17 protein-coding genes and 4 tRNA genes are annotated in these 15,672 nt (G+C 30.5%); 3 read left to right on the top strand and 18 right to left on the bottom strand.

The window, feature by feature from the left end:
- The 10 genes from SVN78_03925 to SVN78_03880 all read right to left on the bottom strand — a co-directional run.
- The coding region (locus tag SVN78_03925) for a GTP-binding protein (protein MDY6820753.1) at positions 1 to 102 on the bottom strand (102 nt) is incomplete at its 3' end.
- A gap of 27 nt (positions 103 to 129) precedes the next feature.
- Positions 130 to 203 (bottom strand) — tRNA-Thr (locus SVN78_03920).
- A 5-nt stretch (positions 204 to 208) separates the two neighbouring features.
- Positions 209 to 282, bottom strand: a tRNA-Gly gene (locus SVN78_03915).
- 41 nt (positions 283 to 323) lie between these two features.
- Positions 324 to 406: transfer RNA gene (locus SVN78_03910), tRNA-Tyr, on the bottom strand.
- 17 nt (positions 407 to 423) lie between these two features.
- Positions 424 to 496: transfer RNA gene (locus SVN78_03905), tRNA-Thr, on the bottom strand.
- Between the two features lie 84 nt (positions 497 to 580).
- Positions 581 to 1,264: an RNA methyltransferase gene (locus SVN78_03900; GenBank protein ID MDY6820752.1), complete on the bottom strand. Its 684-nt coding sequence runs from the start codon at positions 1,262 to 1,264 to the stop codon at positions 581 to 583.
- On the bottom strand, positions 1,251 to 1,889 hold the full coding sequence (locus SVN78_03895; protein MDY6820751.1) for a cytidylate kinase-like family protein: 639 nt from the start codon (positions 1,887 to 1,889) through the stop codon (positions 1,251 to 1,253). Before SVN78_03895 ends, SVN78_03900 begins: the two co-directional genes overlap by 14 nt.
- A 13-nt stretch (positions 1,890 to 1,902) precedes the next feature.
- Positions 1,903 to 3,438 (bottom strand): DHA2 family efflux MFS transporter permease subunit, encoded by a 1,536-nt coding sequence (locus SVN78_03890; GenBank protein ID MDY6820750.1) that lies wholly within the window; start codon positions 3,436 to 3,438, stop codon positions 1,903 to 1,905.
- A gap of 369 nt (positions 3,439 to 3,807) precedes the next feature.
- On the bottom strand, positions 3,808 to 4,899 hold the full coding sequence (locus SVN78_03885) for an HlyD family secretion protein (protein MDY6820749.1): 1,092 nt from the start codon (positions 4,897 to 4,899) through the stop codon (positions 3,808 to 3,810).
- A 56-nt stretch (positions 4,900 to 4,955) separates the two neighbouring features.
- Positions 4,956 to 6,299: a TolC family protein gene (locus tag SVN78_03880; GenBank protein MDY6820748.1), complete on the bottom strand. Its 1,344-nt coding sequence runs from the start codon at positions 6,297 to 6,299 to the stop codon at positions 4,956 to 4,958.
- Between the two features lie 269 nt (positions 6,300 to 6,568).
- On the opposite strand from SVN78_03880, the gene SVN78_03875 reads away from it, so the two are divergent.
- Positions 6,569 to 7,165, top strand: coding sequence for a peroxiredoxin (locus tag SVN78_03875; GenBank protein ID MDY6820747.1), 597 nt, complete (start codon positions 6,569 to 6,571; stop codon positions 7,163 to 7,165).
- 34 nt (positions 7,166 to 7,199) lie between these two features.
- On the opposite strand, the gene larB is transcribed toward SVN78_03875, so the two are convergent.
- Genes larB through SVN78_03840 form a run of 7 tightly spaced genes read right to left on the bottom strand, consistent with a single transcriptional unit; the run spans position 7,200 to position 14,362 of the window.
- The gene (larB, locus tag SVN78_03870; GenBank protein ID MDY6820746.1) at positions 7,200 to 7,952 is read right to left on the bottom strand and encodes a nickel pincer cofactor biosynthesis protein LarB; all 753 of its coding nucleotides are present in this window, start codon (positions 7,950 to 7,952) and stop codon (positions 7,200 to 7,202) included.
- A 25-nt stretch (positions 7,953 to 7,977) separates the two neighbouring features.
- Positions 7,978 to 8,565, bottom strand: a complete 588-nt coding sequence (locus tag SVN78_03865) for an RlmE family RNA methyltransferase (GenBank protein ID MDY6820745.1) — start codon at positions 8,563 to 8,565, stop codon at positions 7,978 to 7,980.
- 8 nt (positions 8,566 to 8,573) lie between these two features.
- Positions 8,574 to 10,094, bottom strand: a complete 1,521-nt coding sequence (locus SVN78_03860) for an Rne/Rng family ribonuclease (protein ID MDY6820744.1) — start codon at positions 10,092 to 10,094, stop codon at positions 8,574 to 8,576.
- A 1-nt stretch (position 10,095) separates the two neighbouring features.
- Positions 10,096 to 10,692, bottom strand: coding sequence for a recombination mediator RecR (recR, locus tag SVN78_03855; protein ID MDY6820743.1), 597 nt, complete (start codon positions 10,690 to 10,692; stop codon positions 10,096 to 10,098).
- Between the two features lie 8 nt (positions 10,693 to 10,700).
- Positions 10,701 to 11,009, bottom strand: coding sequence for a YbaB/EbfC family nucleoid-associated protein (locus SVN78_03850; protein ID MDY6820742.1), 309 nt, complete (start codon positions 11,007 to 11,009; stop codon positions 10,701 to 10,703).
- Positions 11,006 to 12,712, bottom strand: a complete 1,707-nt coding sequence (gene dnaX / locus SVN78_03845) for a DNA polymerase III subunit gamma/tau (protein ID MDY6820741.1) — start codon at positions 12,710 to 12,712, stop codon at positions 11,006 to 11,008. Before dnaX ends, SVN78_03850 begins: the two co-directional genes overlap by 4 nt.
- A 3-nt stretch (positions 12,713 to 12,715) precedes the next feature.
- A complete protein-coding gene (locus SVN78_03840; GenBank protein ID MDY6820740.1) occupies positions 12,716 to 14,362 on the bottom strand; it encodes a putative manganese-dependent inorganic diphosphatase in 1,647 nt (548 codons plus the stop codon).
- A gap of 68 nt (positions 14,363 to 14,430) precedes the next feature.
- Here SVN78_03840 and SVN78_03835 point away from each other — a divergent pair, with 68 nt between their 5' ends.
- Together SVN78_03835 and SVN78_03830 are read left to right on the top strand one after the other, a co-directional pair.
- The gene (locus tag SVN78_03835; GenBank protein ID MDY6820739.1) at positions 14,431 to 14,775 is read left to right on the top strand and encodes an STAS domain-containing protein; all 345 of its coding nucleotides are present in this window, start codon (positions 14,431 to 14,433) and stop codon (positions 14,773 to 14,775) included.
- Entirely contained in the window at positions 14,768 to 15,202 is a 435-nt protein-coding gene (locus SVN78_03830) for an ATP-binding protein (GenBank protein MDY6820738.1), read from the top strand. The genes SVN78_03835 and SVN78_03830 overlap by 8 nt, the downstream gene beginning before the upstream one ends.
- Before the next feature lie 16 nt (positions 15,203 to 15,218).
- Here the strand turns inward: SVN78_03830 and SVN78_03825 are convergent.
- The coding region (locus tag SVN78_03825; GenBank protein ID MDY6820737.1) for a Sir2 family NAD-dependent protein deacetylase at positions 15,219 to 15,672 on the bottom strand (454 nt) is incomplete at its 5' end.

Here is a 15,672-nt window from a genome sequence, read left to right as displayed (position 1 = left end):
CTTTGTTATTGCCGATGTTAGTGTACTCTTACCATGATCTACGTGTCCTATTGTACCTACATTCACATGTGGTTTTTTCCTCTCATATTTTGCCTTAGCCATAGGTTGCCTCCTGTATAATATCTTTACAGCCCACGACCGGATTTGAACCGGTGACCTCGTCCTTACCAAGGACGCGCTCTAACCAACTGAGCCACGTGGGCACAAAAGCGGGTGACGGGACTTGAACCCGCGACCCTCAGCTTGGAAGGCTGATGCTCTAGCCAACTGAGCTACACCCGCAAATATATAAATAGCTCCCTAATGGAGCACTTTTACAATAATGGGGAGGGGAGGATTCGAACCCCCGAAGGCTTACGCCAGCAGGTTTACAGCCTGCCCCCTTTGGCCGCTTGGGTACCTCCCCAGCTACTATACTTTGCAAGCTGGCGAAGGGACTTGAACCCCCAACCTGCTGATTACAAGTCAGCTGCTCTACCGGTTGAGCTACGCCAGCCACTAGTATCATTAAAGTAGAAAGAAGATAATATATAATCATCAAGTATTTGTCAAGTTTTTTTATACTTTTTATTATTTTTTTTTAAATTTTTCTCTTATTTATCTCATAAAGCAATATTGCTGCTGATTGAGAAACATTTAAAGAATCAATTTTACCAAAAATATCAATTTTAAATGCATCATCAGATTTACTAAATAAATTCTTTCTGATACCTTTTCCTTCAGAGCCAAATATTAATGCAAATTTATTACCTAAACTAATATTTTCAATAGTTTTTTTTGATCTTATATCAATTGCATAAACAAAAAAATTATAATCTTTTAATGTTTCTACAGCTCTAGCAATGTTTACCACCCTACATATATTTACATAAAAAATAGAACCAGCACTAGCTCTAACAACAGCATTAGTTACCTGTACCTGATTATTTTTTGCGATAATAATATTTTTAAAATTAAAAAGATGGGCTGCCCTTATAATAGTACCAAAATTTTGTGGATCTTGAATATGGTCTAGAATTATAAACCTTTCTTCTTTTGCTAGTAATGATTTTAGATCAACATAATTAAAATCTACTTCTGCTACCATATTTGAATTAAAATAGGAAAATTTTTTCCTAAAGTTAAAATCACTCAAATAAACTATTTTTTCTTTATTAAATAAAAGACTCTTAGCTTGTTCTTTTATCCCTTCCTTTATATAAATTTTCTTTACGATACCTAATGAGTAAGCCTCTTTTATAGCATTTTTACTATCTATTAACATAGTATTTATTAATAAAATCACATATAATATGTTCAATTGTATGTAGTCCAATAAAAGAAGAATCAAAGGAAAATGAATAATTAGTAAGATCCAACCATTTACGCGAAGTATGGGCCAATATATAATCTTTTCTCTCCCTATCAGTTTTATCAATTAATTTCTCAGCCTCTTTCCTGTCTTCAACTTTATAGTATTCCACTACCCTCTTTATTCTAAATTCCCTGTTAGCATGAATAAATATAGATATAACATTATCAACATTTCTAAGAACATAGAATGCTGCTCTACCAACAAATATTACATTACCTTTTTCTGCAACCTTCCTAATAATCTCACTTTGGATCTCAAAGAGTTTATCATCATTTAAAAGACTAACATTTGGTGGTATTGAGGATACATCTGGTGGGCCCATTGCAAAAGATTTTAATATATTTTGTATTACAGATGTTATTTTTTCATCCCTAGCTTGCATATAATCAATATCCATACCCAATTTATAGGATAAATGCACCAATATTTCACGATCAAAATATTTAAAATTCAAGCGCTTTGCAAGCCTTTGTGCCAAATATGATCCACCCGATCCTAATTGTCTAGAGACTGTTATAACCACATCTTTACCCATAACGATTCCCATTTTATTCTATTTTATTCTTTCTAAATAAAAATAACAATGGAATAGACAAAATAAATAATAAAGCTATACCTGCATATACTCTATTATATGCTAACATATATGCTTGACTATTTAACGTGTTTTCTAATACTTTATATGCTTGTTTTCCATATGCTAGATATGCTGGAGAACCATCAGCATGTAAATTTTGCTCTACTAACTCTAAATAGTTATCATATCTAAAAGAATAGGGATTAACATTATGTACAATTATTTGTCTAAAATGATTCATTCCAGCTGATGATATACCAGTTGATGCAATCGCAGTGCCAACGCTACCAGATAATCTCCTTATAAGGTTATATATCCCTGTCGCATCGGTCATTTTATCTTTACTAATAGTTAATAATGAGACTGTAGAAACAGGCACAAATATTAAACCAAAACCTATGCCTTGCAAAAATTGGGGTATAAATATTGTCCAGTAATCAATATATAAATTTAATAATGAAAATTGTAAAAAAGAAATAATTGAAATAATCGTACCTACAAATATAAGCTTGGTACCAAACCTATTATACAGTCTACCTGCTACAGGCATTGTAAAAACCATTGCAGCAGCCCGTGGCATTATTGCAAGCCCAGAATTCCAAGCCGGATAATCTAATTGTGTTTGCAAAAACATTGGAAGAACAAAAATACTACTAAATAAACCCATACCTAAAACGCCGCCTAGAAATGTTCCAACAGACAAATTTACATTTTTTAAAATTCTTAAATTTACTGCTGGTTCTTTAGTTTTAAACTCTTGAATAATAAATAATATTAAACCAACTACCGCGATAAAACACAACCTTTTAATAAAAGCAGATTCAAACCAATTCTCGTCAGATCCTTTCTGTAACATGATTTGCAACGCGCCCAAACCAATGGATAAGAATAGAAGCCCAAAATAATCTATCTTTACCTTCTCACGCTTGAAATAGGGAGGATCAAATATAAACTTTGATACTAATATAGTATTTATTATGCCAATAGGTAAATTAATAAAAAATATCCAATGCCATGAATAACTATCTATAAGCCAACCACCCAATAATGGCCCTAAGGCTGGTCCAGTTATAACTCCAAGCCCAAAAATTCCCATGGCTTTACCATGTTCTTTAGGAGGAAAAGTCTCCCTTAAGATAGCTTGCGATAAAGGAATAATAGCGCCTCCCCCAAAACCCTGAAATATCCTCCAGATGGTAAGTTCTAACAATGTATTAGATAACCCACAACCAATTGAAGCTATTGTAAAAAGTACAACAGAAAATTGATAAAAGTTCTTTCTACCAAATCTCTTAGAAATTAATGTAACTACTGGCATAACAATTACATTTGCCAACATATAGCTAGCTATAACCCAAGTAATTTCTGTAGTAGATGCTGCTACTGCTCCTTGTATATATGGAAGAGCAACATCTACAATAGAGGTATCAATCGCTGACATTAGAGTGCCAGTCATAAGAGATACTGTAATTAACCATTTATTAACATTTTTTACATCATCAGCCATTTGCTTACTTATCTTTTGCTTTCATTATTATTTTTTACTAGTTTTAACGATTTTATCTCTCTAATTACTCATTCTAAATTGTAATAAGCTCGGCTTAAAAATTAAAAACAACAAAAAACATTATATGACCTAACTTGTTAATCCTATAACAAATATTTATTTAATAATGCACAATTTGTGCTTTGTAAAAGTTTCTTCCTGTTTTATCTAAAATAGCTTCTACCTTAATAGTTATACCTAAGTTATAGCCAAAGCAGCAATACTGCCCTGTACAGATATTAGAATATATTTAGTCTGTTTGTATTTATGGCGCTCATTAATATACCTGTTAAAACAGTTAAGGCTATAACCCATTTGTTTACGTATTTCTCACTTTCTTCTGACATAGTGCTCTTCCATATATCCAGACCCTTTAGAGGTTAAATCAACAGAAGGCACAACAGACAAACCTGGCCATAGAGGGGCATTTGGATTAAAGTGTGTATCAACTTCAACAAAAACTGGAACACGCCTAACAACTTTAACAAAATTCCCAGTGGCATCCTCAGGCGGCAATAAGCTAAAAACTGCTCCTGCACCAGGCTGAAAACTTCCAATATGACCCCAATATACAAAATGGGGATATGCATCAACTTTTATTTTAACCTTCTGCCCAATGCGCATCTCCTCAAGTTGGGTTTCTTTATAATTCGCCTCAATCCACACATCATCTAAATTTACAACAGAAAATAGGATATCCCCCTTCTCTACATATTTACCTGGGTCTACCTCTTCTCTTTGTGAAACCCTTCCATTGCATGGAGCATATATTGTTGTCCTTGCAAGATCAATTTTGGCAAGTTCAAGTGATGCTTTGTATTGATTTATTGTAGCTAATTGCGTATTCCTTCTATTGTTTAACAATGTCAAATTAGCTTTTTCTTTTTTAATACTTGCCTTTACTGAATCGACATTTGCCTTATCCACTTCTAAAGTAGTATTTTTTTCATCATAATCACTTTGTGATACTAAATCGTCTTCTAACAATTTCCTATATCTCAACTCTTCTTTTTTGGCAAACAATAACTCTGCTTTTGCCCTTTTAAGTTCTGCAGTCAATCTTTCAATCTCTCTCTTGCTTACTAGAATCTCAGATTCTATCTCAGTCAATGTAGATTCTGCACTATCCAAAAGTCCCTTTCTCTCTTTCACAGCTGCTGTATAATCATTATCTTCAATCTTAACTATTTTTTGACCTTTCTTTACTAATGCATTGTCATCTACAAATACTTTTATTATCTTCCCATCTACTTGAGTTGACAATGGAACAATGCTTGCATGTACATATGCGTCATCTGTGGTCTCATGTGTTAATAAGTATTTTACTTTTGGTATAGAGAAAATTACGCCTGCTACAACTAATACACCTATAATAAATCTTATAATTAGCTTTTTACCAACATAGATCCTGCCTAACTTCATGGTCTATACCTTCTTAATCAATATTTATTTATATAATGAAAAATTTATTTATTAAGTTAATACTTATTTTTTATGTCAAAATATTCTAGAAGTTTACCTTTTGCTTTTTCCAATCTTGCTATTGATAATTGATAATTATAATATGCGTTATTTACCTGTCTTTCAGATGTTAACAAAAGTGTATTCGCATCAATATAATCAACTGATGAGGCAAGTCCAACTTGAAACTGTTTACTCATAAGCCTATAATTTTCTCTTGCAAAAGCTAATTGATCTTTGTAATACTCTAGATTTCTTCTTTCTGTTTTTAAATCCAAATAAGCCTCTTTTACTTCAACAGTCACTGTCTTTTTAGTATCAAAATAAGACAATGAAGCTTCTCTTCTTCTAGCTTTTGCTTGTGCAACATCAGCTACCCTAAATCCACCTTCAAATATTGGAAGTGTTAGGGTAACTCCAATATAGGCACTCTCCTCAGCTAATTCATCAGCCATAGTTTCAGGATCATAATCTGTATCACTATAGGAGCCCTCAATCCCTAAATCGGGAAAAAAAGCAGACTTAGCATAACTAATCTGTTTATCAGATATAATCTCGTCTAACTTCACTTGTTTCATTTCAGGCCTATTTTCATATGCTGTCTTTAATAAAAAAGGTATTTCATTTTTTTCACGCTCTTTCAACTCAACTTCATCTATATGATAACCATTTTTGATACCAACTAAACGAGCCAAATAGATTTTGGCATATTCAAGATTATTCTGTGCTCTCTCTAAATCCGATTCAGATCCTGATAGCTCAGCCTCGGCTCTTAAAAGTACTGTTTTAGTATCTTCTCCAACCTTATATCTTTTTAATGCATCTTTCCTATGGCTCTCTAATCTTATCCTGTTTTCTTCTGCTATCTCTACATTTCGCTTAGAGATAAGAACTGCAAAATAAGCATTTACAACTGCCATTAGATATTCCTCTGCAACCCTTTCTATTTCATACTTTGAGCGTTTAATATTCTTACTAGCAATTGAAATACCTATAAATTCCCTACCTCCCAGGGAATAATTCTGGTCTAACCTAACACCCCACGTTGATGCTCTACTAGGTTGTGTGTATGTCTCATATTCAAAAACTCCCAAATTAGCTGGTAACTCTATAGAATGCACGCCTTTTTTAGATTCTGTATACTCCCTATGTCCACCATATAACGCCACATCAGGGATAAGAGATGATATAGCTTTTCTCTTATCGTATGTTGATATAATCTTTTCTTCTCTTGTAATATTTATAACATCAGATCTTTCATTGGCAATCTGTAACAATTCCTTAAGTGTATATCTTTCACTAGCAAATACATTAAAACATATGATAAAAATCTGTATAAGAAACAAGTATTTTAATTTCATTATTTTACCTATTATTTACAAATTGAATAACACAATAATAGAATGCTTTTACATGTGTAGTAAGTTATTATATACATTTTAGAACTTCTTAAATACAAACTGATTTATTAGCACAAATTGGCATAGTTGTCAAATTATTTTTCATAAAACATATAAAATATGTTATAATAGTAAAATATGTTATAATAGTAAGAAACTTAAAAAATAATAGAAATATATTGACAATATTTTATTTATATTTATTATAAATATAAAAAAGGAGGTGAAATATGGTACTTGTTGGGAAAAAAGCACCAGATTTTACAGCAGAAGCAGTTGTTAACAAAGAATTCAAAAAAATTACATTAAGTAGCTATCAAAACAAAAATTGGGTAGTATTGTTCTTCTATCCACTAGATTTTACATTTGTTTGCCCCACTGAAATAACATCCTTTTCTGATAGTTATGAAGAGTTCAAAAACAGAAATACTGAAATACTTGGTGTTTCTACTGACTCTATATACTCACATTTAGCATGGATTAATACTCCAAGAAGTGAAGGTGGTTTGGGAGACCTAAACTACCCATTAATATCTGATTTTACAAAAAAAATAGCAGAGACATATGACGTACTTTTGCCAGAAGGAATGTCACTTAGAGCAACCTTTATAATTGATCCAGATGGTATAGTCCAATATGAAATGGTTCATTCAAATAACGTTGGTAGGAATATTAATGAGATACTTAGAGCAATTGATGCACTACAATTTATCAAAAAACATGGTGTTGTATGCCCTGCAAACTGGACGAAAGGGAAAGACACAATGACTCCAGATCCAGAGAAAAAATTAGATTTTTTCAAAAAATACAGTAAAGGTCATCTTTAAAAACTCAATAATGCTTTGCCTCTTTGGCAAAGCATTATTGAGTTTTATTTAATGTATTTAATATCCTATAAGCAGCAATTGCCGCCCCAAAACCGTTGTCAATATTAACAACAGTTATACCACTAGAGCAACTAGTAAGCATTGAAAATAAAGGTGTAAACCCATTATTTGCAGCCCCATAACCAACTGAAGTAGGCACAGCGATTATAGGTTTATAGGTAATACCCCCAACAACTGATGGTAAGGCACCCTCCATTCCAGCAATCACGACTAATAAGGTTGCTCTATCAACATCTTTTAATACATCAAATAATCTATGTATACCAGCAACGCCGACGTCACTATATATTGTATTGTTTACCCCTAAAGATTTTAATGTCTCGCTACACTCTAATGCAACCTTAAGATCAGATGCCCCTGCAGTTATTACTGCAACACTCCCATCAATTTTTTCAATTTTTTGTACAATATTCCTAACAATACCAGCCTCTTCTATATATTCAAAATCAGGAAATACCTCTTTAAGTTTTTTTATTTTATAAATAGTTAATCCTGTACAAATAAAATTAATATTCTTTTTTTTGTAAACATTTGAGATGTCTATAAGCTGTTTTATACTCTTAGATCTTCCGTAGATAACCTCAGGAAATCCTACACGTTTCTCCCTAAATGTATCAATTACAATATTTTTATAGCGTTCTATAAAATAGGTATCTATATTCCCTATTAAATCATCTAAAGTTAGATTTCCATTCTTATATGATTCAAGAAGATTTTTTAAATCCACTCATTTATCCTTTTATCTAAAAACACTAGTTTTTATTAATACCTATCAAATAAATTTCAAAAGAATTCTTTCTTGTTGATTTTGGTTTATATATATGTATATCCCTAAAAAGATCACTTGCTTTTCTTTTAATAGCCTCCCTCTCAGAGCCATCAAAAAACTTGCATATTAAATTACCCTTTGCATTCAATAATTTTGTAGATAGGTATAAGACCTGATCTACTATCCCAACACTACTATAGTGGTCAACATTCTTATCACCTGTTGTATTTGGAGCTGCATCAGAAAGTATAAGATCAAAATCATTAGATATATTTATAATTTTATCTATTATATTTTTATCAAATATATCAGTATTTATAAAATAAAAATTTTTATTGTTAATATTACTAAATTTTAGCCTATCTATAGCCACCAACAGATCACCATTTCTCAAATTTTTCAGGATTGCTTGTGACCAACTGCCAGGTGCTGCACCTAATTCTAATATTCTACAAGCTTTATTTAATATGTTAAACTTATTATCTATTTCATATAATTTATATACAGCTCTTGATCTATAGCCCTGATTTTTTGCTTTTTTATAATAGATATCTTTTCTGATATAAGCCATATATTTTATTACTTAACTATATAATATTCTTGATGGAAATCCTTTTCTATATTTGGGATAATAGAAACATTATAATTCATTTCGATAAAAGAGATATATTCTTTTTCATTATTTAGAATATAATCAATAATAGACTCTTGTGCATATATATTGATTTTATTTTTGTTAGAAGTCTTAGCTAACGTTTTTACTTCTCTTAAGATTTCATAAACAATAGTGGGTATTGATTTAATTCTTCCACTACCATCACAATAAGGGCATGCCTCAGTTAAAAACCTAGTCAAACTATTTTGTACTCTTTTTCTTGTTATCTCAACTAAACCCAAGGGTGTTATATTTATAACAGATGATTTTAGCCTATCTTTTTTTAATTCTTCTGATAGAGTGGTTAAAACTTTATCTCTGTGCTCCTTCTCTGACATATCAATAAAATCAACTACAATAATACCACCAATATTTCTAAGTATTAATTGATAAGCTATTTCTTTAGCAGCCTCCAAGTTAGTTTTAAATATAGTGCTCTCAAAATCCTTTTTACCAGTATATTTACCTGTATTGACATCTATTACAGTTAATGCTTCACATTGGTCAATAACTATATAGCCTCCAGATTTCAACCATATTTTCTTCTCGCTTAACCTATTTATCTCTAATTCAATATTATAAAAATGATCGAAAATTGGCGTATTTCCACTATAAAGATCAATTTTAACATCTATCTCAGGCATATATTTTAAAATAAAATTATTAACCCTTTCATAGTTTTCTTCATTATCAATAATTATTCTTTTAACATCATTTGTTAATGTATCCCTTAATATTTTCACCAAAAGATCTTGCTCTTCATATAATAAAAAGGGATATTCTGCATTTTTATATAACATAGTTATATCATTCCATATAGTTAATAGATATGAGAGATCTCTTTCAATCTCATTTCTGTTTGCACCAACACTTGCTGTTCTAGCAATTAAGCCATAATTTGGTAGCTTAATCTCTGTTAATATACTACGCAATCGCTTTATCTCATCGCTGTCTTCAATTTTCCTTGATACCCCTATATGATCAATATTGGGCATTAGAACTAACAACCTACCAGGTATTGTTATACATGTGGTAGCCCTTGGACCTTTTTGATCTATTGGCTCTTTAATAATTTGGATTAAAATATCATCATTTTTTTCAAGTAAATCTTCTATAGGTGGATTGACGACCTCAGATGAAGGCAGATTCTCTAATCTTAACCCCTCCTCAATATCCTCAATAATATTATTTGTATTAACTAGCTTATTATTCTTATTTATGTGCATAATATCTGATGCATGCAAGAAAGCTGAGCGTTCTTCACCTATATCAATAAACGCTGACTGCAGCCCTGGTAATAAATTAGCAACCTTCCCTTTATATATATTCCCAACTAAGTTTTTATGTTTATTCCTTTCAATATATAATTCAACAATATTGCCATTTTCTAATAATGCAATCCTAGTCTCAAAATTTTCTGAGTTGATGATTAATTCTTTAGACATTCTATAAAGGTCTTCTATTCTCTAACGACTTTAATACAGTTATACTATCTGAATACTCTAAAAAACCACCTATTGGAAGACCACTTGCAATCCTTGAAACAATAACATAGGGAAATCTTTTTAAAAGCTTAGCAATATAAAGTGCTGTTGTATCCCCTTCTGGATCAGCATTCGTTGCAATTATAATCTCTTTAACATTATCATTAATCCTATTCAATAAACTATTAATATTTAAATCGTCTGGAGTAATACCCTCAATTGGAGATATCCGTCCTCCTAAAACATGATATAGGCCATTGTATCTACCTGTTGACTCTATTATGCTTACATCATTTTCCTTTTCAACAATGCATATTACACTTTTATCTCTATCTTTATCTTTGCAGATATAGCACAAATCATCTTCAGCTAGATTACCACATATTTTACATTGTTTAATATTCTCGCGTAAATTCCTAATGCTCTCTAACAGCTCATCAACATCACTCTTTTCCATACTAATAAAATATAGTGCTAATCTCTGAGCAGTCTTTCTCCCTATACCTGGTAATCTAACAAGTTGATCTACGCATCCTTCAAATAGTGAATTCTTTAACATTATCTAACTTAGAATAAACCTGGTATATTCATTCCGCCTGTGACAGTGCTTAATTTCTCTTGTACCATTGCTTGAGATTTTTTAATACCTTCATTTACAGCTGCCATTATTAAATCCTGCAACATTTCTAGATCATTGTCCTCTAAGATCTCTGGCTCAATCTTAACGCTAACAACCTCTTGCCTACCATTTACAACAACATTTACCATTCCACCACCAGAGGAAGCTTCCACCTTTTCATCAACTAATGAATCTTGGATCTCTTTCATCTTTTGCTGCACTTTTTGTGCTTGTTTCATAATTTGTTGCATATTCATTTTTTCTTCTCCTTATTTTTATTTTCAACCTCTATATATTTAATTGATGCTTCAAAATCATTGATTATCGTTTTTACAAGTTTATCTTCTTCTATCTCTCTTTTAATCTTTAACTCTTTATAAGTTTCTGGCTCTTCTACTTGTTCAATATTATTTTTAACACCCTGATCTTTACTATCTTCATCAGATAAAAATATATTAAACTCTTTGATGTTATTAAAATAATTATAAACCTCTCTCTTTATTAACTCAAAATTATTTCTACTTTTAACAATCTGATAATGAAACTTTTTATCATTGGTGAACACAACATTTAATACACCTTCTTTTGAAAAATCTAAATGACCATAGTTTAAATTAATTGAAATATTAGGGTTATTTTTACCTAATCTATTAAGAAATTCCCTCCACGTCTCATTAGAAACTTTTACATTATTACTAAGAGATTTAACATCTTTATTCTCACTTTTAGTATAATCATTCCTCTTTATATTTCTATAGTTTTCACCTCTACCATTAAAATTTCCAATTAGACCCGATGACTTAGCTGCATATGCAGTTAAAGGGTTTTCATCTCTACCATCAAATTTTCCGTTTCTCAGGTCTGAAGGTATTAGCTCTTCAGAAATTGTAGCTTTATATAAGCCAATCTCAAATACATATTTATCAAAGGCATATAATTTAATATCATTACTAACCTTCAATAGAATTTGAAAGATTAAGAATAACCTCTGCGAATAACTATAAGGTACCAACCTTTTAATTAATTCCAATTCTTCGGTTACTAATTCTCTTTCTATCAGTTCTTTAGTATAAGCATAATTGATAAGATATCTAACATAAATAATTAATTGTTCAATAATATATGAATATTCTAAGCCTTTCTCGTCAATTTCTTTACATATTTTAGCTATCTTCTCGCTTTCACCTTTAATAATAGAACTTAAAAGTTTGTATACTAATTCCCTATCTGTTAAACCCAATAATTTATATACAACACTATACTCTAAAATTCCATTTGTATACGCTACAACTTGGTCAACAATAGAAAGGGCATCTCTAATACAACCATCAGCATTTCTAGCAATAAGTGAGAGAGCATCAATATCATAACTAAGACCTTCTTTATTTAATATTTTCGCAATTAATTCCTTCATATTCTCTGTTGCTACCTTTTTAAAAGAATAAACCTGGCACCGAGATATGATCGTCTCAGGAATTCTATATTGATTAGTGGTTGCTAAAATAAAAAGGATGTGTCTAGGCGGCTCCTCTAATATCTTAAGTAGCGCGTTAAATGCAGGCTCTGTCAGCATATGCACTTCATCTATAATATATACTTTATACCTGCATTTAGTGGGTAAAAATTTAGCAGATTCTCTAATCTGCCTAATCTCGTCAATACCTCTATTTGAAGCCCCGTCAATCTCTATAATATCAATCGAATTACCATTAGTTATTTCTTCACAAACATCACAACTATTACAAGGATTTGCATCTTTTAAATGATCACAATTAATTGCCTTTGCAAAAATTCTTGCTGTGCTTGTTTTGCCTGTTCCCCGTGGTCCACAAAATAGATAAGCATGGGAAATCCTATTAAGTTTAACTGCATTTTTCAAAGTATCCCTGACAAAATCCTGCCCCACCAAATCATTAAAATTTTGTGGCCTATATTTTCTTGCTAATACTTGATAACTCATAAATTAAACCATATATAATTGTTCTAATATATTTAATATCTCAGGAAGTAATTGTTTTTTACGTGAAATTGTATTCTCTAAATAATACTCATTATTGCTAACTTTTTTATATACCATAAACTGCTCACCTTCAGGAAAATCTGTTGTATATAATATGCTGCTACCTGTAACAATGTTTGTCACCATAAGCATAGCCCAGTTCAATGATTTTTCATCCCTAATAACACATAAATTCTCCAATATCGTATCCTTTATTGCATTAGCCTCTGAAAAATTAACAACCTCTATTTGCCCTATTCCTATCTTTATTCTATCTTCATCATATATTTTAAAGTCAGAGAGAATCAACTCCTTTATATTTCTCTTATTTAAAACAGCAGTCTTCGAAAACATCTCCTCACCCCACTTCTTATAATCAACTTTAGTCATAATAGAAATCTCTTCAACTGCACTAATATCTTCACTAGTTGTAGTTGGTGATTTCAACATTATGGTGTCTGATAAAATGCCCGATAACAAAATTAGTGAAGTATCTCTATCTAAAGGAATATTATAGGATTTATACATTTCATAAACAATAGTGCAAGAACTTCCCACAGGTTTTGCTAATATGTGTATCGGATTTTTTGTTTTAATATTACCAATCCTATGATGATCAATAATTTCAACTATTTCAGCTGTTTCAATCCCATCTATTGCCTGGGTAAACTCATTATGATCAACGAGTATTACTTTTTTAGGATTATACCTTAAGATGTCAGATCTTGTTACTATTCCCTTTAGCTTACCTTCATTATCTACAATGGGTAAAGCCCTGTTTTCTGAAGCTAAAATTGAATTTCTAGCCTCTTTTAAATAAGTATCTTGCATAACTGTTTTTATATTTCTGTTTGCTATATATTTGCATGGAGCCAAATATATTAACAATCTCAAAACATCATATGTTTCAAGGGGTGTTATAAAGAATATTCCTTTAAAATTTTTTAGATCAAAACTAAGTTCATTTCCCTGCGGAACACCACTTACTATAATACAATCAAAATTGTTGTCTATTGCATATCTAATAATATCTTTCCTATTACCAACAACAAGTAAAATTGATTTTTCCTTTTTAGAATTCATAAATTTGACAAAATCTTCAAAAGGCATTGCTCCTGCACTTATAATACATTTTAGCTCTTCTAAGTTGCCACGTTTTAAAAATTTTCCCTTTAGTATTTTTTCAAAGCAATCAAATCTTATTATATATTCCGGTGTTTTCAGTAAATCCTCGGGTATTATATATGAAGATATCTCAAAAATACTTATAAATCCTTTAAATGAATTTTCATTATCTACAATAGGAATAATCCTAACTCTTTTGTTTCTAAGTAAAGATAAGGCATCATATAATGGATCATCTGTCTTTACAGAAATAACTTCTTTTGTCATGACATCATTAATCTTCGGAAATATATCTTTATACAATATAGGTAAAGGGACTTTTAACTTTTCAAAAACATATCTAGATTGTTCATTCACACTGCCACACCTAATAGGGGTATATTTATTATCTCTATCAATCAAATTTTTGAAGTTAGAATAGGCATATACAGCACATAAGGAATCAGTATCCGGATTTTTATGACCTACTACTAAAATTTCTTTCATTTTTATTCAAATATACTAAATTATAGATATATATTTAATAATAAAAATCAATATTTAATAATAAAAATATGGATTTTAAAATCATAGATAAAAATAAAATAAAAATTTTGGAATTAAATACGAAAAGAATAGATGCATCAAATGCAAATAATTTTAAAGAAGCATTGATAGAAGCTTCAAAAAATAGCCCTTCAATTGTATTAGATCTTTCAAAAGCTGATTTTTTAGATAGTTCTGCACTCTCAGCATTATTATCAGTCCATAAAATTCTACAAAATAAAAATAAAAATTTGTATATTATTGGTCTAAACAACAAGCTTATCAAAATATTAGAGATTACAGAACTAACAAACATACTCAATATTTATAATGGCATAGATGATATTATAACAATTAAAGAACAAAATGGGTAATAACGTGTCAATCACTTATGAATTACCTGCTAAGCTAAATGTATTAAATGAAATAGATAAGTATATTGATGACTTTTTTTCTAATAATCAGCTAAATAAATATAAAAATAAGGATATAGCATTTTATATAAATTTAGCGTTAACTGAAGCTGTTGCCAATGCAATATTACATGGAGAAAAGAAAAAAAAATACCCACAAATCAAAATTAGAATGAACTTTGACGGAAATACAATTGAAATTAAAGTATATAGCCAAGGAAAGCCCTTTAAAAAAGATGATATAAAAAAACCAAATCCTTTGTCTGACAGAGGAAGGGGTTTATATGTAATAAATAATATAATGGATGATTTAAGAATTAAAAGGGAATTAGACGAAAACATATTAATTATGAAAAAAAATATAGTTAACGATAAAAACTTTGCATAAATTATATAATTTAATATTAAATATTTTCATTTATGAGACTTAAAACATCTAAGGCTTTCCCTTTTATTGGAATATGAGGTTCTTCAATCTCATATTCTACAGGATTAATCCTAACAATAGTAGCACCTGTTATATCAGCTGTCCTTTTAGCTAAATACCTAATTGTTGGCACTGCTTTTCCAGCACCTATCTCTAATATAACAACATCATTACCACCTATACGATCAACATACCTATTAAATCTCTCAGATTGCTCATCAGCTCTTAGAGAAACCCAGCTAAAGTCCCCAAACATCAATATATTAGGCCTTACAACGTCACCACAATATTTACACCTAGGAATATTTTTTGCTCTCATTGTATTAAAATCAATCTCTATATTAAAATTATTTTCCCATATTTTCTCCTTGCAAGGCTTAATGCATTGTAAATAATGTATTGAGCCATGTACCTCATAAATGCAGTCTTCA

It is taken from the genome of Deferribacterota bacterium (genome assembly GCA_034189185.1).
Taxonomy (GTDB): domain Bacteria; phylum Chrysiogenota; class Deferribacteres; order Deferribacterales; family UBA228; genus UBA228.
The sequence above is the reverse complement of the archived record's forward strand: the minus strand, read 5'-3'. Positions and strand labels throughout refer to the sequence as shown.